The organism is Caulobacter sp. FV1ye6ST, from assembly GCF_058681225.1.
This window is the reverse complement of sequence record NZ_CM178733.1, coordinates 4,552,801-4,573,811: the sequence shown is the minus strand read 5'-3', so window position 1 is coordinate 4,573,811 and position 21,011 is coordinate 4,552,801. Positions and strand designations below refer to the sequence as shown.

Sequence of the window (21,011 nt, the reverse complement as noted above, 5' to 3'; positions counted from 1 at the left end):
CCGGGTCCGTCCGGAGCCTCCGGCCATCAGCGCGATTGATCCAACCCCTCCTGACTGCAAGCATGGAGCTGGGGCGGGGCAGCCTGGCTGTCCCGCCCGCTTTTTGCCGCGTATTTTCCCGCGAGGCCGCGTGACCAAGACCCCGCTGCGCACCATCGCCGTTTCGGCGTTCGCTCTTGCCATGAGTATCGGGACCGCCGTGCTCGCGACGAGCGCCCTGGCCGACTCCGCCAGCCTGACCCTGACCCCCGCGCCTGCCAAGGCGGTCCCCGCCGAGGGGGCCTTCAAGCTTTCAAGCGCCACGCGTATCCATGTCGCCAAGGGCGACGTCGAGGCCACGGGCGTCGCACGACAGCTCGCCGACCTGATCCAGCGTTCGCGCGGCTTCAAGCCCGCCGTTGTGGAAGGTCCGCTCGCCGTCGGTGAAGCCGCCGTCGTCCTGACCCGCGAAGGGCCCGCGGGCGAGGCCTACAAACTGGACGTCTCGCCGACGTCCGTGACCATCGCCGCCGCCAAGCGCGCGGGTCTGTTCTACGGGGCCATGTCGCTGTGGCAGCTGGCGACGCCGGACGCGGCCAAGGGCCAGGTCGCCTTGCCCGCCGCGTCGATCGAGGACGCGCCGCGCTTCGCCTGGCGCGGCCTGATGGTCGACAGCGCTCGACACTACCAGTCGCTGGACACGCTGAAGGCGGTCGTCGACGCCATGGCGGCCCACAAGCTCAACACTTTTCACTGGCATCTGGTCGACGACCAGGGCTGGCGGTTGGAGATCAAGAAGTATCCAAAGCTGACGCAGGTCGGCGCCTGGCGCACCGATCCGGGCGCGGCGCGCGCCTATCCGAAGTACGGCGGCTTCTACACCCAGGATCAGGCCCGCGAGCTGGTCGCCTACGCCGCCGCTCGAAACATCACGGTGGTGCCGGAGATCGAGACACCCGGCCACGCCCTGGCGCCGATCGTCGCCTATCCGTCGCTCGGCACGGCCGCGCCGGACGCCTCGCACATGGGAGACTGGGGTGTGTTCCCCTGGCTCTACAACACCGACGACGCGACCTTCGCCTTCCTCGACGACGTGCTGAACGAGGTGATGGATATCTTCCCCTCGACCTTCATCCACGTCGGTGGCGACGAGGCGGTCAAGGACCAGTGGAAGGCCAGCCCGAAGATTCAGGCCAAGATCAAGGATCTGGGCCTCAAGGACGAGCACGAGTTGCAGAGCTGGTTCATCCAGCGGGTCGGCAAGACGCTGGACAAGCGCGGCCGCCGCCTGATCGGCTGGGACGAGATCTTGGAGGGCGGGCTCGCGCCCAACGCCACGGTCATGTCCTGGCGGGGTATCGACGGCGCCATCGCCGCGGCCAGGCAGGGCCACGATACCGTGCTGTCGCCGCATCCGGTGCTCTATCTCGACAACCGCCAGAGCAGGTCGGCCGAAGAGCCGACCGGTCGCGGCCACGTCTCCAGCCTGAAGGACGTCTACGCCTTCGATCCGGCCCCGGCCCAGCTGACCCCCGACGAGCGCAAGCACATCCTGGGCGTCCAGGCCAATGTCTGGACCGAGCACATGCAGACCGATGCGCGCCTGGAGCTGATGGCCTTTCCGCGCGCCGTGGCCTTGGCCGAGCGCGGCTGGTCTTCGGAAGCGGCCGCGGACTGGGACGACTTCGCCCGCCGGATGCCGGCAGAGATGGCCCGGCTGAAGATCCTGGGCGTCGCGGCCAACACCGTGCCGTTCGAGCCGCAGGCCGCGCCGTCGGAAGGGGACGGGGGCAAGACCGCCCTAGCGCTTTCGACGGGCCTCGGTGTCGGCGAGATCCGCTACACCACCGATGGCAAGGCCCCGACGGCGGCCTCGACGCCCTATGCCGGCGCCCTGGCGCTGGCCAGCGGCGCGACTTTGAAGGCCCAGACCTTCGTCGGCGGCCAGGCCCTGGGACGCGCGCGGTCGTGGACCGTCACGCCCGGCCTGCTGGACACCCGGGTCAGCGGCCAGCTGAAGCTCTGCACCGAGAAGGTCCCGCTGACCCTGATCGACGACGCGCCCGCCGCCTTCGACAAGCGGCCCATGATGTATGTCGACATCTTCAACCCCTGCTGGATCTGGGAAGGCGCCAAGCTCGACAAGGGCGCGGTGTTGACCGCGCGGATCACCCAGATCCCGTTCAACTTCCAGGTCGGCAAGGAGCGCGACAACATTCCGCTCCACCCGCCGGCGACGCCGGGCGGCGAGTTGGAGGTGCGGCTGGGCTGCGCGGGCGAGCGCATCGCCGCCATCCCACTGGGCGACGCCGCCAGGAACGCGGGCCTGTCCACGGTGACGGCACGGCTGCCGGCCCGCGCCGACAACGCCGATCTCTGCTTGACCTTCACGTCCAAGACCCTCGATCCCTTCTGGGTGATCGAGCGCGTGACCCTGAAGCCCGCGAACTGAAGTCCGAGGAAGAGTAGCGCCCGTGTCCAACCTCGTTCTCACGTCGCCCCTCGTTCTCGTCTCGCCGCTTAACGGCTGGATCGGGCCGCTGGATGAGACGCCGGACGCGGTGTTCGCCGAGCGGATGCTGGGCGACGGGCTGGCTATTGATCCGTTTGGCTCGACCTTGCACGCGCCGTGCGACGCGGTGGTGGTCAGCGTGCATCGCGCCCGCCACGCCGTGACGCTGCGCGCGGCCAATGGCGCCGAGATCCTGATGCATGTGGGCTTGGAGACCGTGGCCCTGAACGGCGAGGGCTTCAGGGTCTTCGTGCGGGACGGCCAGAGCGTGAAGGCCGGCGACAGGCTGCTGGGCTTCGACCTCGACCTGCTGGCCCAGAAGGCCCGCAGCCTGATCACCCCGGTGGTGATCACCAATCCGGACGCCTTCCAGATCGTTCGCCGCGACCAGGACCGCGCGCTGAGCGTCGGCGACTTCCTGATGGAGCTGTCGCCGGTGGGCGGCGCGGTGGCCGCCAGCCCAGTCAGCACTGGTGAAGTGTCGCGCGAGGTCGTCGTGCCGCTGGTCCATGGCATCCACGCCCGCCCCGCCGCCCGCATCGCCGAGACGGCCCGCCCGTTCGGGGCCGAGGTCGCGCTGGTGGCGGTCAACCGCCGCGCCAGCGCCAAGAGCCCCGTCGGGGTCATGTCCCTGGCCATCCGCCATGGCGACGCCATCCAGGTCGTGGCCTCGGGGCTGGACGCCGAGGCGGCGATCCAGGCGGTGGCCGAGCTGATCGAAGGCGGCATGGGCGAGGGCGGTCCGGTGGCCGCCCAGAGCGCCCCGCCCGTCGTGACCGAGACGCCCGTGGCGCCGGCCGAATTGCCGCGTGACGGCGTGCTCAAGGGCGTGCTGGCCGCGCCGGGCCTGGCGATCGGCAAGGCCGTGCGCCTGGCGGCCGCCGACATCGTCGTGCGCGAGCAGGGCGAAGGCGTCGCCCATGAGGAGGCCGCTCTGGCCGCCGCCCTCGACGTTGTCCGTACTCGCATCGAGGCAAACGCGGCCAAAGGCGACAAGGCCCGCAAGGCGATCCTGGGCGCGCACCTGGCCTTCCTCGAAGACCCCGAACTCGCCGCCGGCGCCCGCCGCCTGATCGGCGAGGGCAAGAGCGCCGGCTTTGCCTGGCGTAAGGCCGTCGGCGGCTATGTCGAAGCCCTGCGCGGTCTGGGCGACCGCCGCCTGGCCGAACGCGTCGACGACCTGGTGGATCTCGAGCGCCAGGTGCTGCGCGCGCTCCTTGTTCTGGAAGGGGCTGGCGAAGAGGACGAAGGCGCGGTCCTGGCGCCCGGCTCGATCCTGCTGGCCGACGAACTGCTGCCCTCGCAGCTGATGGGCGTGGATCCAAGCGCCGTGGCCGGCTTCGCCACCGCGCGCGGCGGCCCGACCTCGCACGTGGCGATCCTGGCCGCGGCCATGGGCATCCCGGCCATGGTCGCCCTGGGCGGCGCGCTGCTCAAGGTCAAGGACGGCGCCGCCCTGATCCTCGACGCCGACGGCGGAACCTTGCGCGTCGCGCCGGACGCGCCCGCCCTGGAAGCGGCCCAGACCGCCCTGGCCCAGCGCCAGGAACGCCGCGCCGCCGCGAAAGCCGCCGCCCACGAGGCCTGCGTCACCCAGGACGGCGTCCGCATCGAGGTGTTCGCCAACACCGGCTCGGTCGGCGACGCCGTGGCCGCCGTCGCCAATGGCGCGGAAGGCTGCGGTCTTCTCCGCACCGAGTTCCTGTTCCTGGACCGCGACACCCCGCCGGACGAGGACGAGCAGGCCCGCCAGTACCAGGCCATCGCCGACGCGCTGGAAGGCCGGCCGCTGATCATCCGCACGCTGGATGTCGGCGGCGACAAGGCCGCGCCGTACCTGCCGATCCCGGCCGAGGAGAACCCGGCGCTGGGCCTGCGCGGCGTGCGCGTCAGCCTGTGGCGGCCGCATCTGCTGAAGACCCAGCTGCGGGCCATCCTGCGGGTTCAACCTTTTGGCCAGTGCAAGATCATGGTCCCGATGATCGCCAGCCTGGACGAGCTGCGCGCCGTCCGCGCGGTGCTCGAGGAGGCCAAGCGCGAGCTGGGCGTCAGCGACAAGGTCGAGCTGGGCGTGATGATCGAGACGCCCGCCGCCGCCGTCACCGCCGACCTGCTCGCCGCCGAGGCCGACTTCCTGTCGATCGGCACCAACGATCTGACCCAGTATGTGCTGGCCATGGACCGGGGCAATCCCGAGCTGGCCGCCCGCATCGACGCCCTGCATCCGGCGGTGCTGCGGATGATCGACCAGACCTGCCAGGGCGCGGCCAGGCATCAGCGCTGGGTCGGCGTCTGCGGGGGGCTGGCCTCCGACGTCGCCGCCACGCCGATCCTGCTGGGCCTGGGCGTCACGGAGCTGTCGACCACGGCCAGCATCGCGCCCGAGGTGAAGGCCCGCGTGCGCGGCCTCTCGCGCGAGGCTTGCCGCGGCCTGGCCCGGCAGGCGCTGGACCAGACCTCGCCCGAGGCGGTCCGGGCCCTCGTGAAGTCTCATCTTTCTATTGGGGCAGGAGCCTGACGCCCATGAAGTCTCCGCTCGAGATCCTCCAGCCCCTGGGCCGGGCCCTGATGCTGCCGATCGCGGTGCTGCCAGTGGCGGGCCTGTTGCTGCGCCTGGGCCAGCCCGACCTGCTGAACATCGGCTTCATGGCCGCCGCCGGGGGCGCGATCTTCTCCAACCTGGGCCTGCTGTTCGCCATCGGCGTCGCCGTGGGCCTCGCCAGGGAGAACAACGGCGCGGCGGGCCTGGCGGGCGTCGTCTGCTTCCTGATCGCCACCGAGGGCGCCAAGACCCTGCTGCATGTCCCGGCCGAGGTCACCGCCAACCTCGTCAAGGCTCATGCCGAGCTGGCGGGCGCGGCCTACAAGGCCAAGGCCCTGGCCAAGCTGAGCGCCCCGATCGGCATCCTCTCGGGCGTGATCGGCGGGCTGTTCTACAACCGCTTCTCGACCTTCAAGCTGCCGGAGTATCTGGCCTTCTTCAGCGGCCGGCGCTTCGTGCCGATGATCGCGGGCCTGGCCGGCCTGATCATGGCCGTGCTGATCGGCCTGGGCTATGACGGCATCAACGGCGCGGTCGACGCCGCCAGCCGGGCCGTGGTCGGCTCGGGCGAGATCGGCCTGCTGGTCTTCGGGTTCCTCAACCGGATCCTGATCGTCACCGGCCTGCACCATGTGCTCAACAACATCGCCTGGTTCGTGGTCGGCGACTATCACGGCGCCACGGGAGATCTCCGCCGCTTCTTCGCCGACGACCCCAGCGCCGGGGCGTTCATGAGCGGCTTCTTCCCGGTGATGATGTTCGGCCTGCCGGCCGCCTGCCTGGCCATGTACCACACCGCCAGGCCGGAGAAGAAAAAGGCCGTCGGCGGCATGCTGTTCTCGCTGGCCCTGACCTCGTTCCTGACCGGGGTGACCGAGCCGATCGAGTTCTCCTTCATGTTCCTGGCCCCGGTGCTCTTCGCCGTGCACGCGGTGCTGACGGGCGTGGCCATGGCGCTGATGAACCTGTTGAACGTGAAGCTGGGCTTCACCTTCTCGGCGGGCCTGTTCGACTATGTGCTGAACTTCGGCAAGGCCACGAACCCGTGGCTGCTGATCCCGGTCGGCCTCGTCTATGGCGCGGTCTATTACGGCCTGTTCCGGTTCTTCATCCAGCGCTTCGACCTCAAGACCCCAGGCCGCGAGGACGAGGACACCGTCGCCGTCGAGACCGTCACCACCGGCGGCGGGCGCGGCGCGGACTTCGTCCAGGCCCTGGGCGGGGCGGCCAACCTGACCAGCGTCGACGCCTGCACCACCCGCCTGCGCCTGATCGTCGTCGACCAGGGCGCGGTCAATGCGCCGGCCCTCAAGGCGTTGGGCGCGCGCGGGATCGTCAAGCCGTCCGCCAACGCGCTGCAGGTCGTGCTGGGCCCCATCGCCGACGGTGTCGCTGGCGAGATCCGCGCGGCCCTAAGCCGGGGTATCGGGGACGCTCCGCCTCCCGCCAAGCCCGTCGCCGTCGCCAAGGTCGCGCCTTCGGCGCCGCCGAGCGTCGAGGACGACCGCAGGGCCAAAGCGCTGCTCGTCGCCCTCGGCGGCGCGGCCAACCTGACGAGCGTCGGAACCTGCTCCAGCCGCCTGCGCCTGGTCGTCGCCGACCCCGGCGCGGTGGACGAACCCACCCTGAAGGCCCTAGGCGCCCGCGGCCTCGTCCGCATCGGCGACCACATCGTCCACCTCGTCCTCGGCCCCGACGCCGAGCGCGTCGCGGAGGCGATGCGCCGCCTGCTTCCCTAAACAGAGGGGAGCTTCGTCGAGGCGACGGGCGGGCGGAAAGTCCGCCCGCCCGTTCTTGCTAGAGCATTTTCCGATCCGACTGGATATCTGAAATGCTCTAGCCCTTTGTTTTAACGCATTTTCTGACGACGAACCGGTGTCCACTTCGCCGGAAAATGCTCTAGAAGCGCTTCCGGACCTGGAAGCCCGCCGTGCGCGGATTGATGCTCACGACCTGCTGCTTGTTGTTCACCGCCGAGGTCACGCTCATCAGGCCGACCTCGTCGGTCACGTTGTTGACGAAGAGGTACGCGCCCCAGTCGGCGCCTTCCACGCCGGCGCGCAGGTTGGCGTAGCCGTAGTCGCCCTGCTTCTCGTAGTAGACGTAGGTCGGACGGAACTGGGAGGCGGACTCGCCGACATAAGCGTAGTCGGCCCGGACCAGGGCGTTCAGGTCGCCGTTCAGCGGCCAGGTGTATTCGACCGCGGCCGAACCGCTGTACTTGGCCACGTTCGGGAACTCGTCGCCGCGCAGGCCGGTCGAGCCGGTGATCAGGATGGTCGAGTTGGCCTGGTCTTCCGTCAACTTGGCGTCGACGATGGCGGCGGTGCCGCTGATCGTCAGGCCGGAGATCGGACGCGCCGTGGCTTCGATTTCAAAGCCCTTGATCTTGGCCTTGCCGGCGTTGGTCAGGTAGCTGAAGGCGCCGTTGGCGCTGGTCGCCGAGATCTGCATGTTCGACCAGTCGATCTGGTAGACGGCCGCGTTCAGCGTCAGGCGTCGATCGAACCACTGGCTCTTCACGCCGCCCTCGTAGTTCCACAGGCTGTCGGGCGCGTAGCCCAGCAGGGCGCTGGCCAGGCCGGGGACGTTGTTGGCGCCGCCCGGACGGAAGCCCTTGGCCGCCACGGCGTAGACCATGACGTCGGACGTGACCTGGTAGGAGGCGTTCAGCTTGCTGACCCAGCCGTCGGCGCCGGCGTCGACCTGGGCGGCCGGACCCACATAGGACTGGGTGATGAAGTTGCTGATCAGGACCTGGCCCGAGACCGTCTTGTCGTACTTGAAGCGGCGCAGGCCGCCGGTGAGGGTCAGCTTGTCGATCGGCTTGTAGGACACTTCACCGAAGAAAGCGGTCTGCTTGGTGTCGGTGCCGACGTGGCGCCAGGCGGTCAGGTCGTTGGGGTTGATAATACCGGTGGTCGCGTCGCCCTTGGCCACCTTGCTCTCGATATAGTCTTCGCGCTTTTCGAGATAGGCGCCGGCCGTCCAGTCGACCTTGTCGTCGAACAGCGAGCCGGTCATGCGCAGCTCGTGGTTCCAAGAGGTCAGGCCCATCGGCTGATAGAGCGCGCCGGGGATCCGGCTGTCGGCATAGGCGGTGAAGGCCGTCAACTGCGTCGACGTACAGGCCGGGTTGGTGGAGCCCGTCGGGGCCGGACCGCCGGCGACCCAGTTGCGGCAGGCGGTGGCGTTGGCCCGGCTGCCCGAGAGCGTCGGGCTGTAGTCGGAATTCCGCAGCAGAGTCCACTTGTAATAGGACGAGGTCGCCGTGACCGTGGCGAAGCTCAGGTCCCACTTGCCCGTGAGGTTGTACATGCGCAGGTTGTCGCTGGTCGGGGCGATGACGCGGGCGTTGGTCTTGTACTCTTCCTTGCCCAGCGCCGGATACCAGCTGTTCTGACCGTCCAGGGTGGTCTTCTGGTAAAGGCCAGTGGCGTTGATCGTCAGGTTCTCGGTGGGCGTGAAGCCCAGCATCAGGCGACCGCCGCTCGAGTGCTGGTCGTTGATGTCCTTCTTGTTGAGCAGGACGTCGTCGACATAGCCGCCGCCTTCGGTCTTGTAGAGCACCAGGCGGGCGGCCAGCTTGTCCTCGATCAGCGGCACATTGACCATGCCCTTGACCGAGTAGCCGTTGCTGCCGCCCTTGGTGCTGGTCCCTTGGGCCTCGACGGCGCCGGCATAGCGGCTGGTGTCGGGCTTGTTAAGGATCACGCGCAGGGTGCCGCCCATCGAGCCCGAGCCGTACAGCGTGCCTTGCGGACCGCGCAGGACCTCGACGCGCTCGGCGTCGAACAGGTTCACGTCGGCGCTGGTCGAGCTGGCGTCGGCGGTCGTGCCGGCAGGGCCCGTCAGCGGGGTTTCGTCGTAGTAGAGGCCGACGGTGGCTTCACCGGCGCTGCGCACGCCGCGCAGGGTCAGGCGGCGGCTGGTCGGCGAGTTGCCGTCGACCTGCAGGTTCGGAACCGTGCGGAAATAGTCCTGGATGCCCTGGGCGCCCAGCGCCTGCAGCGACTTCTCGGTGACCGCGCTGACGCTGATCGGGGTGGTCTGGACGGTGGTGGAGCGCTTCAGCGCGGTGACGATCACTTCCTCGATGGTACCGGCGTCCTTGGGTTCGCTCGACTGGGCGAACGCCTGGCCGGCGACCAGGCTCGTCAGGGCGCTGGCGCCGAGGGCCAGGGCGCGAAGGCCTCGAAACTGCATCATTGTAGATCCCCTATTGTCGGCGCGCTCGACGGCGGCCTGTAGGATCAGACGCAAGGGCGAGACGCTCCCTCACTCGGCGAGGGCGAAAAAGGCCGGGGCGCCTCAGAAGCGACGTTCGACGCCCAGGCGCAGGGTGCGCGGCGCCACGCCGAAGTACTCGACCGGACCCGAGGTGTTGCGGGCGGCGGTGGCGCGACCGGCTCGGTCCAGCAGGTTGTCGACCGACAGGTCCAGGATCCAGGCGCGATGCTCCAGGCTGAAGCTCGCGCCGAAGACGGCATAGCCGCCCATCTTCAGATAGTCGCTGTTGCCGGCGTTGAACGCCGACCGCGCCAGCCCGGCATAGGAACCGTCGAACCGCAGGCGGCCGACAAGGTCGCCGGGCAGGGTCCAGCGACGCTCCATCGAGGCCGAGGCCGTCCTCCTGGGCACGACCGGCAGGCGGTCTCCCTCCAGGCCCAGACCGATCGCGGTGTTGGTCAGCTGGTCGGCGGTCAGGCGCGCATCGGTCAGGGTCAGGGCGCCGGCCAGGGTCCATCCCATCACGCGCTGGGCGGCGGCCTCGAGCTCCAGCCCGTGGATGCGCGCCGCGCCGATATTGGTGACGTAGTTGAAGGCGCGGTTCTGGGTCTGGGCGGCGTACTGCATGTCCCGCCAGTCGATCCGATAGAGGGCCACATTGACCGTGAAGCGCCGGTCGGCGCTTCGCGCCTTCAGGCCCAGCTCGTAGTTGTTCAGGCGATCCGAGCGATAGATCGCCAGGGTCTCGGGCAGACCGGGCACCACATTGACGCCGCCGGGACGGAAGCCCTGCGAGACCTGGGCATAACCGAATAACCCCGGCGTGAACTGGCGGCTGGCCAGGGCCTTCAGGCTCCAGCCCCGCTCCTCGGTCCGCGCGTTGATCGCATAGTCGGCCCAGGTGCCGGACACGACATTGGCGACCTGCACAGCGCCCCGGTCCCGCTTGACGTAGTCGAAGCGTCGCGCGCCCAGGGTCAGCTCGGTCTGGGGCGCGATGGCGTAGGAGATCTCGCCGAAGGCGGCGCTCTGAGAGAGATGGTTCTCGATGTCGCGGCGACCGATCAGCACCGGCGGTTCGGCCAGGGCGCCGGTATCGGGATTCACGTGCCGGACCTGGCTGTCGATGGTATCGCCACGCACCTCGCGATAGGCGCCGAGGGTCCAGGTCAGGGGACCCTGGGCGACGGACGAGGCTCGGATTTCTTGGATCTGGGCGGTCAGCTTCGTCGGCTGGTTCAGGATCGCCGGATAGACACTGTCGACATAGGCCGAGTAGCTGGCCATCTGCGTGGCGTCGCAGGCCAGGGCCAGGGTGAACATCCGCACGCAGCCCGCCGCGTTGGTGCGCTCGCCCAGCAGCACGCCGCTGTAGTCCGACCGGCGGGTCAGTCGCCAGCGGTACCAGGACGACACCGCCGTCAGGTCCACGGCGTCGCCGCGCCATTTCACGGTCGCCGCCGCCAGGTCGATGTCGCCGTCGAAGGGCGCGCGGGCGGCGTGGACGGTCCGCCACGGACCGGCCGTGTCGTTCCAGGCCGAGATGTCGTCGCGGTGGCTGGTCTGGTGGGTGGCCGACACCAGGGCCGACACCCGCGATCCCGGCGCCCACAACGCCGCCAGCCGCGCGCCCCGTACGCGGGAGGCGTCGACGTCCTGAAGTCCCAGCCGGACATTGTCGACGACGCCGGGCTGGCGCTGGTCGTAGGCGGTCAGGCGAACGGCCAGGGTCTCGGGGATAACGACGGCGTTCAGCGCGGCGTTCGCCCCGCCGCCTAGTCCGCCGTGGGCGGCGGAGGACAGCGCGGCGCCGATCGAGGCGGAGTCCCGCGAAAGGTCCGGCCGCTTGAACAGGATCCGCAGCGCCCCGCCCATCGCGCCGGAGCCGTAGAGCGTGCCCTGTGGTCCGCGCAGGAGCTCGATCCGGTCGACATCGACCAGGGCCAGCTCCGGCGCCATCACGCCAGGATCGGACGTGGTGCCGACCGGCCCGGTCATCGGCGTCTCGTCGTAGTAGAGCCCGGTCGTTGCTTCACCCGCGCCATAGACGCCGCGCAGCGCCAGGCGTCGGCCGAAGGCGGTGGGCGCCAGCTTCAGCCCTGGTAGCAGCGGCGCGGCCTTTTCCAGGTCGAAGAAACCCAGGCGCGACAACGGTTCGCCGGAGACCACGGTCATGCTGATGGGTGTCTGCTGGATCAGGCTGGATCGCTTCAACGCGGTGACGACGACCGAATCGATCTCGACCGGCCGAGGCGGCGGATCCGGTAGCGCGGCTGACGCCGCATTGGGGGCAGGGACCTTGGCGGGCTGGACGGCCGGCACCACGAGGAAGCTGCGCCCCTCGAGCTGAACGGTCAGGCCCGAGCCGGCCAGCAGGCGCCCCAGCGCCGCTTCCGCCGTGAACACGCCGCTCAGGCTGTCGCTGCGCTTGCCCTGGGTCAGGGCGGGCGAGAACAGGATCTCGCGGTCGCTACGCAGCGCCAGCTGGTTCAACGCCTGGCCCAACGGCTGGGCGGGCAGGTCAAAGCGGAAGGCGGCGTCGGGGCGTCGCGGCGCGGCGACCGCCGTGGCGGTCAGGGCCGTGGCGAATAGCAGGGCCAAGACGGCGCCGCGTGTCGCGCACGCTTCCAAGCCTCCGACCCTGGGCAACACCGAATTTCGACCTCCCCTGGCGGCCTGGAACGTCACGCCGTCGAGGGCGCGCACCATGCCTTACTTCGCCGGCCCGCCGTGCTTCGCGGCGCGGCCTGACGGCGGAAGATCGCTCGTTGCATAGGCAATAGGCAACTGGTCACAGGTTGCGTCATCGCGGCCACACCGGGGGAACCGCCCTTGACAGAGGCGAGACCGCGATTTCACCTGACTGTCATGTCGGGGCGTAAACAATGATCTGGGGTCGCAGGCCCGCCGAACCTCCCGAGCAGGTTCGCGACCTGTCGGACAGCGGCGCGCGCTTCACGCCGGCGCTGCGCGCGTTCTTCTCCCGTCGGGCGCACGCCAACGATGTCGAGGATCTGGTGCAGGAGGTTCTTCTCCGGATCCAGAAGCGCCAACCGGGCGCGGTGGTCACCAATGTCGAGGGCTATCTCTTCGAGGTCGCCGCCAATGTCCTGATCGATCGCGGACGTCGCGACCGCACCCGCCGGCGGTCCGATCACTGCGAACTGCAAGAAATTCATCACCCCGTTGATGAAGTCTCGCCCGAACGCGTCTTACAGGGACGTGAGCAGATGGCGCGCGCCATGGCGGCCCTCAACGAGCTGCCGGAACGCACGCGACGGGTTTTCATTCTCGTGCGCTTCGAGGAGATGAGCTACAAGCTCGTCGCCCAGCGCCTGGGGGTCTCCGTCAGCGCTGTCGAGAAACATGTGATGAAGGCGCTGCGTCACCTGCACGCGCGTCTGCGAGACCAAGATGACGTCGACCACGTCGGGCAACGAGATACACGACGACCCGGATAGCGCGGCCGCCCTGTGGTTCGCGCGACGGCAAGGCGATGACATGCCGCCACGCGATCGGCGGGAATTCGAGCGCTGGCTGAAGGCCGACGCCCGCAACGCCGCCGCGTGGGACGACCTCAACCGCACTTGGAACAGCGTCGCCGCTCTAGAGAGCGATCCGACCTTCGCGGCCCTGCGCGCCGACGCGCTGAACGCGGGCGACAAGCGTCCGCATCTGGACCGTCGCGCCTTGGGGTTGGCGGCCGCTGGCCTGGTGGCCGCCGTGGGCGGGGCCGTGTTCGGCAGGCGCTGGCTGAGCGGCGCTGTGTCGCCAGCTTCGGCCCCCGATGAGCCGGTCTTCAGCACGGCGGTCGGCGAGCGCTCGACCTTCCGTCTCGCCGACAACTCGATCGTGACCCTCAGCACCGATTCCGCCGTGCGGGTGAACCATTGGGCCCGGGAGCGCCGGCTGACGCTGCTGCGCGGCCAGGCCTTCTTCCAGGTCGCCAAGGATCCCACGCGCCCCTTCGTGGTCGCGGCCGGCGACAAGCGCGTGACCGCCGTCGGCACGGCCTTCGACGTGCGCATGGACCCGGGCAAGCTGTCGGTGACTCTGGTCGAGGGGCGGGTGCGCATCGCCGCCGACGCCCCCGCCAATGGACAGGGGGGCGAACGCCGCGTCGAGATGTCGGCGGGCTCGCGCTTCGTGGCCGTCGATTCCGCCGACTGGCTGATCTCGGCGGTCGACACCGCCAAGGAATCCGCCTGGCTGAAGGGCCGGCTGGTGTTCGACGGCGAGCCGCTGTCGGCCGTCGTCGCCGAGATGAACCGCTTCTCCGACCGCAAGCTGGCGCTGGCCGATCCGGCCCTGGGCGCCACGCCGGTCAGCGGCGTCTTCAAGACCGGCCAGATCGACGCGTTCGTGGCCGCGCTCAAGACCTATGGCCTGGCCGACGTCGGTCGCGCCGACGATGCGCGGGTCGAACTGGTGCGTCCCCGCGCCTGACGCGGGACAGAGCCAAAGAAATTTTTCACATTCCCGGTGAGGGGCGGTCGCCGCCCTACGTCGTATAGGTGGGCGCCCGTCCGGCGTCGTCCTTCGCCACCCCGGGGAAACCGTTCCATGAAGCTTTCCGCTCTGAAGCTCGCCCTTCTGTCCGCCAGCATGGCGACGGGCGTGCTCGCGACCCAGGTCCATGCCGCGCCGCTCACCGACGCCAGCCGCGCCCAGATCCTCAAGGCCGTCGACGCCGACGCCCCGCGGATTCAGGACGCGGCGCTGAAGATCTGGGGCTTCGCCGAGGTCGGCTATCAGGAAGTCAAGAGCTCGGCCCTGCTGCAAGACCAGCTGAAGACCGCCGGCTTCGACGTGAAGGCCGGCGTCGCGGGCGAACCCACCGCCTTCGTGGCCAGCTTCAAGAACGGCGCCGGCCCGGTCATCGCCATCCTCGCCGAGTTCGACGCCCTGCCGGGCCTGGCCCAGACGGCCGCTCCGGTGAAGACTGGCATCCCCGGCCAGGTCGCCGGCCACGGCTGCGGTCACAACCTGTTCGGCGCCGCCTCGGTCGGCGCCGCCGTCGCCATCAAGGACTGGATGGTCAAGAACAACATCAAGGGCGAACTGCGCGTGTTCGGGACGCCCGCCGAGGAAGGCGGTTCGGGCAAGGTCTATCTGGTCCGCGACGGCCTGTTCAACGACGTCGACGCCACGCTGCACTGGCACCCAGCCAATGTGAACTCCGCCGTCCAGGGCGTGTCGATGGCCAATATCAGCGGCAAGTTCCGCTTCCACGGCATCTCGGCCCACGCCGCCGGCGCGCCGGAAAAGGGTCGTTCGGCGCTGGACGGCGTCGAGATCATGGACGTCGCCACCAACTTCCTGCGCGAGCACACGCCCGACAAGACGCGCATCCACTACGTGATCACCGCCGGCGGAACCGCGCCGAACGTCGTGCCGGACTTCGCCGAGGTCTACTACTACGTCCGCCATCCGGACCCGGCCGTGGTCAAGGACGTCTGGTCGCGCGTCGAGAAGGCCGCCGAGGGCGCCGCCCTCGCCACCGGCACCACGGTCGACAAGGAGATCACCGGCGGCGTCTACGCCCTGCTGCCCAACGACACCCTGGGTCGCGTCATGGACGCCAACCTGCGCAAGGTCGGCGGCATCACCTGGACCCCCGAGGAGCAGGCCTTCGCCAAGAAGATGCAGGAGAGCCTGCCTGGCGCGCCGTCGATCGACACCGTCAAGACAATCGAGCCCTACAAGATCGAGATGGAAGGCGGCGGCGGCTCGACCGACGTCTCGGATATCAGCTGGGTCACCCCGACCGTCGGCCTGGGCACCGCCACCTTCGTTCCGGGCTCGGCCGGCCACAGCTGGCAGAACGTGGCCGCCGCCGGCTCGTCGATCGGCGTCAAGGGCGCCGTCAACGCCGCCAAGACCCTGGCCCTGACGGGCGCGGATCTCTTCTCCAATCCCGACGTCGTCAAGAAGGCCAAGGCCGAGCTGGACCAGCGCCGCGGCCCCAACTTCGCCTACAAGGCCATGCTGGGCGACCGACCGCCGGCTCTGGACTATCGCAAGCCCGCCTCCTCGGGACGCGAGTAGCGGTCGCTTTCCCCCAAAGCGATCGTCAGCAGCCGGCGCCACCCAGTCCTCCTCTGGGCGGCGCCGGCCGCGCACCTTTCAGCGGCCATCGGAGTTCGGCGTGGTTCAGACCATCACCATCAGCCTTGAGCGCTTCGAGGCGCTCAAGGCCGTCTTGCCCGCGATCACGCGCGAGCATCTCACGGACGTCTACGGCATCAGCGAGACGACCTGGACCAAGCTGCGCAAGGGCGAGCCGATAAAGCTCGGGACCTGGGAGCGGATCCAGGCGCGACTGGCGCGTCGAATACTCGCAACGCCGCCCAAGGTCTGAAAGCTCGGTTCGTCACCAGCCCCGCCGCGAGGTGACAAGACGGCTCGGCTCGGTCTAGGTGGAAAGCGAGCCCGAGGACGCGCCGACGCCCGCCTTCGGACCAAAGACCGTCGACGCTTGGCCCGCTCGGACGAAATTCCGTGGGCGGGCGAGCGCGGCTGGGTAGTCCATGTGAGCGGGGGCGCACGTGTCAGATTGGTCGGATTGGCTCGGCGAGGGCGTGACCTCGGTGACCGCCCGCAGCCTGCCGACCCTGGCGCTGCGGCTGGGGATCTCGGCGCTTTCGGCGGCGCTTTGCGTCTGGCAGATCGGGCCTGTCATCGGCGGCCTCTGGGCCCTGGGCGCCGCCGCGGCCGAGGCGGGGGTGTGGATCACGAGCCGCCCGCAACGCACCGCTTCGCCCACCACGGCGGGGCAGCGTCTGGCCTACGTCGCCGCTGTCGCCTGGATGAACATCGTCTGGTGGAGCCTGGTGGTCATTCTGTGGACCTCCGGCCAGGAAGCGTTCCGGCTGGCCGGGGTCTGCCTGCTCGCCGCGCTTCTGGTTCACGCGCAGGCTTTCGCCTCCTGGTCCAAGCTTCTGTTGCTGATCGTCGGGGGCGGCGCGGCGACGATCCTCGTGGCCCTTTGTCTGGCGGTCAACGGCTTCCCGCCGGGGCAGCGCGTGGTGCTGGTGATCGCGGCTCTGATGCTCCTGTCCTATACGGCGCAGGCGGCCGTCACCAATGTCCGCAGGGGGCGGGCGGTGGAAGCCGCGCGCGCCCAGGCCGAGCGCGCCAACGCCGCCAAGTCCGAGTTCCTGGCGCTGATGAGCCACGAGTTGCGCACGCCGCTCAACGCCATGCTCGGCATCGCTCAGACCCTCACGCTCGAGCCGCTCACGCCTGGGGTCAAGGGTCAGGTCGAACTGATCGAGGAGGGGGGGCGCACGCTGCTGGCCCTGCTCAACGACGTCCTGGACCTGGCCAAGATCGAGGCCGGAAAGCTGGAGATCGCGCCAATCACGGATGACTTGGCGGCGTTGTGTGATCGCGTCGTACGTCTGAACCTGCCGCTGGCGACCGAGAAGGGGACCACGATCGATCTCGTCGTCGATCCCTCGGTGCCTCCCGCTCTGGTGTTCGACCCGCTGCGGGTGCGTCAATGCCTGGCCAACCTCATATCCAATGCGGTGAAGTTCACCCTGGCGGGCCAGATCCTGGTGCGCGTGTCCTGTGCGCCGGCCCTCGATCCAGAACGGTTCCTGGTCAAGGTCACCGTGTCCGACACGGGCGTCGGCATGGACGCTTCGACGCTTTCGCGCCTGTTCGCGCCGTTCGAACAGGGCGACGCGGCCACCGCGCGCCAAACGGGCGGCACCGGCCTGGGCCTCAGCATCACGCGCCGACTGGCCAATCTGATGGGCGGCGACGTGGCCGTCAGGAGCGCGGTCGGCAAGGGCTCCACCGTCACCCTGACCTTCGCGTGCGCCGTGCGCGAGACCCCGGCTGGCAACGTCGCGAGCGATCCCGCGACGAGCAAACGGGTGCTGGTCGTTGACGACTACACGGTCAATCGCAAGGTGGTCGTCATGATGCTGGCGCCTCTGGGCTGCCAGATCGCCGAGGCCGAGAATGGGCGATCGGCCCTCGGTCTGCTTGAGACCCAGGCGTTCGACGTCGTGCTGATCGATTTCAACATGCCCGTCATGGATGGCCTGGAAGCCACCCGCCGCATCCGGGCCCAGGCCAGATTGCGCGACCTGCCGGTCCTATGCCTGACCGCCGGGATCACCGAGGCCGAGCGCGCCGCGGCGATCGCGGCCGGAATGACCGGCTTCATCGAAAAGCCGATCGACATGCGAAGCCTGGTCGCCGCCGTCGAACGCTGCCCACGCAGGTCGAGCTAGAGCATTTTCTGACGACGAACCGGCATCCACCTCGTCGGAAAATGCTCTAGCCGTCATTTCCGGGACGTCTGTTCAAACGCCGCGCTCATCGTCGCGCGCGCGACGTCATAGGCGAATTCGTCGGTGTCGCACGGATGCGACAGGTTAACGGGCAATAATTTCTCAGTTAATTCTCCTGTAACGATTTGGGCTTGATTGTTGAATCAAGTAAAAAATGTTTCGCGCCATAATAATTATAGCCGCCAATACATGGTAAAATACTTACCGAAAGCTGCGTTCTGAAACTCAAACGGGAGGGCTCCGAATTGTCCGATATAACAACGAAGATCGTAACCTGGAACGATAAGGATCGAGACATCGGGGAAATTGTTCACACGAGAGCTGGTAAGCATCTCGAGAGCGCTCTTCTAAACGCCTATCGCGTCATTGACCCCTCGCTGCAAGCGTTGCCGCGCGACGTCTGGGAGAACGAGAAGAGAAAGTTCTCCTTCATCGCCAGGGGGAACTTTCCTCCCGAGTATTTCGAGCAACAGGCTGTCATTACCCAAAATATTTCCAGCAGCCTGGATTTCGCGACCTATCTCAGCAAGACCTACGCGGCCTATGCCGCTGGTCTGGCGTCGGGTCTGATGAAGGAAAAGGGTTGGAACGAGAAGAATTCCGACCAGCTGATGCTGAGCCTGATGAAGTCAGTGTTCTCCGACGCCAGCGTCGTCATGTTCAATTATTTCCAGGTTTTGAACGCCAAGGCCGATGAAGAGCGCGCGGTCGTCGAGGCGGAGCGTCTCGCTGTCGCGGAAGAACAGAACGCGGTGGTCACCGCCCTGGCTGATAGCCTCAAGCGCCTGGCCCAGGGCGACCTGACGGCGCGGATCGCGGCGCCCTTCAACGGGCGCTACCAGCAGATCAAGGACGACTTCAACGCCGCGATCGACAGCTTGCGCGGGGCGATGAACGCCATCGCGGCGACAACCAGCGGCCTGCGGGCCGGGTCGGACGAAATCGCCGCCGCCTCGGACGACCTGTCCCGGCGCACGGAGCAGCAGGCCGCGAGCCTGGAGGAAACCGCCGCCGCGCTCGACGAGATCACCGCTACGGTCAAGCGCAGCGCGAACGGCGCCCAGCAGGCCTCCACCGCGGCCTCCGGCGCCACCGTGGACGCCGCCAAGTCGGGCGACGTGATGAACGAGGCGGTGTCCGCCATGGGCGAGATCGAGCAGAGCTCGAAGCAGATCACCAACATCATCGGGGTGATCGACGAGATCGCCTTCCAGACCAATCTTCTGGCGCTCAACGCCGGTGTCGAGGCGGCGAGGGCCGGCGATGCGGGGCGCGGTTTCGCCGTCGTCGCCCAGGAAGTCCGGGCCCTGGCCCAACGGTCGGCCGACGCCGCCAAGGAGATCAAGGGCTTGATCGCCAGCAGCACGGCCCAGGTGGAGCGCGGCGTGAAGCTCGTCGGTGACACGGGCAAGGCTCTGACCGGCATCGTCGGCAAGATCACCGAGATCGACGCCCTGGTTTCGGAGATCGCCCAGTCGTCACAAGAGCAGGCGACCGGCCTCAATCAGGTCAACACCGCCGTCAACCAGATGGACCAGGTCACCCAGCAGAACGCCGCCATGGTGGAGCAGGCCACGGCCGCCGCTTCCAATCTGAAATCCGAAGCCGGTGAACTGGAACGACTGGTGGCGCGCTTCGAAACCGGGAACGCGCCTGTCGCGCCTCGGCTGGAAGTCGCCGTTCCGGGCCGCCACGCGCCCGCTCGCAATCCGGTGGCCCAATCTCGGGCGCGGGTCGTTACCTTCGCCAGACCGGGAGCGGCGGCCTCGACCGCCGCGAAGGCTTGGGAGGAGTTTTGATCCTCGGTTCAGGCCCAGGCGTCTGGCCTGGCGCGGCGTAAGCCGAACGGCTTACTGCGGCTCAGCGCCGGACGGATGATCGGCGTCGTAGCGCGCCGGGCCTGACCTTTCGAGCTCCGCCCCCGGGTCAACTCGGGGCGGGCGGGAAGCAGGTGGGTGCGGCGACGGCGGGCGGACGCGGCCAGCTTGCGGGCCCGTGTCGCCCCTCGAAGCCGCGCGCCTGGCGATCTAGCGAGGAGCGCTCACAGTAGACGTGGGCGACCATCCGTCGCGCCTTGAGCATACGTCTGAAGTGTGGATAATATAAAATCTCGATTTCTAGGTAATTATACATAGTGACAAATTGTCGCCACCTTTTATTACTTATTATTTACTACGACTCGATAGCTTGGCTCCGCAAATGTGGAGGAAGGCGCCATGGTGCCGGCAAATACAGACCCAAGATGGGCGCAGATCGTTTCTGGAGCACGGAGTCCTGAATTCAGTGTTCTTGCGACGCGCCTGGCCGTGACGAGGTTGCGGCGAGAAGTACAAGATCGCTTGAAAAGCGCCCAGCAGGCGGCGTCTGAACTTCATCGTTTCTTCGTCGACAACGCCTTTACCCACCAAGACGCAGGCGCGATCTAAAGGAAAACGATCATGAAGAACCTATTCATCTCGTCAGCGGAAGCCGCCGACATCATCAAGTCTGGCGCTGTAGTCTTCGTCTCGGGCGCCCAAGCGCTGCTGGAGACCTTGCCAAAGGGTCACTGGATTGGCGGTACGACCGCCTACTTCATGGCTGACGTGGGCGGGGTTTGCCGCGACGACAAGCTCTTCTGTACGGTGTTCGAGGAGGCGATCAGCGCGCGCACGGCGATCTTGCCGTCGGATCGGCTCGCCGATCTGACCGACAGGCGCTTTGAGCACGGCTTTGCCTGCATCGTCGCTCCGGCCTTCAGCGCCACGCATCAACGTTATGCGGTCGAAGGACCCGCCCTGCCCCGCCTCTATAACCAGCCGGTGTTTGGCTGGGTGGCCGGCGTGCGGCTGGACCTCGTGGAATCGCAGACGCCCAAGGTAATAGACGGCGCGACGGGGCAGGTCGCAGAGGACGGCTTGGCGGTGCTCTGGGTCGAACTCCCCTCCGATCTCAACGTGGATCTCGACATCGTCAACCTGTTCACCGCGGGCGATGGCGACGAAATAGTCTTCTCGGACGAGGGCTTCTCCGTCGGTGACTGCCTGGTCAACGGCCAGCCCACCAATCTCGCGCGCTATGTGTCGGACAACAAGGTGGACACGCGCCTGCCCCTGGTGGCCGACTATGCCGGCGCCATGATCAACGTCTCCTTCCGGGACATCGACGCCGAGGCTGGAAAGGTCAGTTTCTACGCGCCGGTCGTGCCGCGTACGCCCTATCGCCTGGCCCGTCCGGTCGCTGATCTCGGGGCCGCCTACTCGCAGGCGGGCGTGGGGGGCGACGCCGGCCGGATGCTGTCGTGCAACTGTATCCTCAACTATCTCTACGCTGACCTGGAAGGTCATTCGGCTGGCGGTTTCGTCGGCCCGGTGACCTTCGGCGAGTTCGCCTACATCCTGCTCAACCAGACCCTGTCGCGCCTGACGGTGCGCAAGGACTAGAAACGGCTCGTCCCCAT

At 68.1% G+C, this 21,011-nt stretch carries 12 protein-coding genes; 10 read left to right on the top strand and 2 right to left on the bottom strand.

Annotated elements, in window-relative coordinates; translation table 11 throughout:
• Positions 1-130: 130 nt before the first annotated feature.
• From ACW175_RS21725 to nagE, 3 genes are read left to right on the top strand one after another with little or no spacing between them, the layout of a single operon-like run.
• Positions 131-2,431, top strand: coding sequence for a beta-N-acetylhexosaminidase (locus ACW175_RS21725; protein WP_492102006.1), 2,301 nt, complete (start codon positions 131-133; stop codon positions 2,429-2,431).
• Between the two features lie 22 nt (positions 2,432-2,453).
• A complete protein-coding gene (ptsP, locus tag ACW175_RS21720) occupies positions 2,454-5,009 on the top strand; it encodes a phosphoenolpyruvate--protein phosphotransferase (RefSeq protein ID WP_492102005.1) in 2,556 nt (851 codons plus the stop codon).
• A 5-nt stretch (positions 5,010-5,014) separates the two neighbouring features.
• Entirely contained in the window at positions 5,015-6,772 is a 1,758-nt protein-coding gene (nagE, locus tag ACW175_RS21715; protein WP_492102004.1) for an N-acetylglucosamine-specific PTS transporter subunit IIBC, read from the top strand.
• A gap of 160 nt (positions 6,773-6,932) precedes the next feature.
• Here nagE and ACW175_RS21710 read toward each other — a convergent pair whose 3' ends face one another.
• Together ACW175_RS21710 and ACW175_RS21705 are read right to left on the bottom strand one after the other, a co-directional pair.
• Positions 6,933-9,242 (bottom strand): TonB-dependent receptor, encoded by a 2,310-nt coding sequence (locus ACW175_RS21710; protein WP_492102003.1) that lies wholly within the window; start codon positions 9,240-9,242, stop codon positions 6,933-6,935.
• Between the two features lie 102 nt (positions 9,243-9,344).
• Positions 9,345-11,864 (bottom strand): TonB-dependent receptor, encoded by a 2,520-nt coding sequence (locus ACW175_RS21705; RefSeq protein ID WP_492102002.1) that lies wholly within the window; start codon positions 11,862-11,864, stop codon positions 9,345-9,347.
• A 284-nt stretch (positions 11,865-12,148) separates the two neighbouring features.
• Here ACW175_RS21705 and ACW175_RS21700 point away from each other — a divergent pair, with 284 nt between their 5' ends.
• The 7 genes from ACW175_RS21700 (at position 12,149) to ACW175_RS21670 (ending at position 20,994) form a co-directional block, all read left to right on the top strand.
• Complete coding sequence (locus ACW175_RS21700) at positions 12,149-12,724, top strand: RNA polymerase sigma factor (protein WP_492102001.1); 576 nt, start codon at positions 12,149-12,151, stop codon at positions 12,722-12,724.
• Positions 12,678-13,709 carry a FecR family protein gene (locus tag ACW175_RS21695; RefSeq protein ID WP_492102000.1) on the top strand — a complete coding sequence of 344 codons (1,032 nt, stop codon included), beginning with the start codon at positions 12,678-12,680 and terminating at the stop codon, positions 13,707-13,709. Before ACW175_RS21700 ends, ACW175_RS21695 begins: the two co-directional genes overlap by 47 nt.
• Positions 13,710-13,826: 117 nt before the next feature.
• Entirely contained in the window at positions 13,827-15,311 is a 1,485-nt protein-coding gene (locus ACW175_RS21690; protein ID WP_492101999.1) for an amidohydrolase, read from the top strand.
• A gap of 100 nt (positions 15,312-15,411) precedes the next feature.
• Entirely contained in the window at positions 15,412-15,624 is a 213-nt protein-coding gene (locus ACW175_RS21685; protein WP_492101998.1) for a hypothetical protein, read from the top strand.
• Positions 15,625-15,811: 187 nt separating this feature from the next.
• Positions 15,812-17,512 carry a response regulator gene (locus ACW175_RS21680; protein ID WP_492101997.1) on the top strand — a complete coding sequence of 567 codons (1,701 nt, stop codon included), beginning with the start codon at positions 15,812-15,814 and terminating at the stop codon, positions 17,510-17,512.
• 305 nt (positions 17,513-17,817) lie between these two features.
• Complete coding sequence (locus ACW175_RS21675) at positions 17,818-19,371, top strand: methyl-accepting chemotaxis protein (protein ID WP_492101996.1); 1,554 nt, start codon at positions 17,818-17,820, stop codon at positions 19,369-19,371.
• Positions 19,372-20,010: 639 nt separating this feature from the next.
• Positions 20,011-20,994, top strand: a complete 984-nt coding sequence (locus ACW175_RS21670; RefSeq protein ID WP_492101995.1) for a DUF6976 family protein — start codon at positions 20,011-20,013, stop codon at positions 20,992-20,994.
• Positions 20,995-21,011: the final 17 nt, after the last annotated feature.

Coding starts and splice junctions, on each gene's coding strand:
- ACW175_RS21670 (WP_492101995.1), top strand. CDS start 20,011: ATGAAGAACCTATTCATCTCGTCAGCGGAAGCCGCCGACATCATCAAG.
- nagE (WP_492102004.1), top strand. CDS start 5,015: ATGAAGTCTCCGCTCGAGATCCTCCAGCCCCTGGGCCGGGCCCTGATG.
- ACW175_RS21710 (WP_492102003.1), bottom strand. CDS start 9,242: ATGATGCAGTTTCGAGGCCTTCGCGCCCTGGCCCTCGGCGCCAGCGCC.
- ACW175_RS21695 (WP_492102000.1), top strand. CDS start 12,678: ATGACGTCGACCACGTCGGGCAACGAGATACACGACGACCCGGATAGC.
- ACW175_RS21700 (WP_492102001.1), top strand. CDS start 12,149: ATGATCTGGGGTCGCAGGCCCGCCGAACCTCCCGAGCAGGTTCGCGAC.
- ACW175_RS21690 (WP_492101999.1), top strand. CDS start 13,827: ATGAAGCTTTCCGCTCTGAAGCTCGCCCTTCTGTCCGCCAGCATGGCG.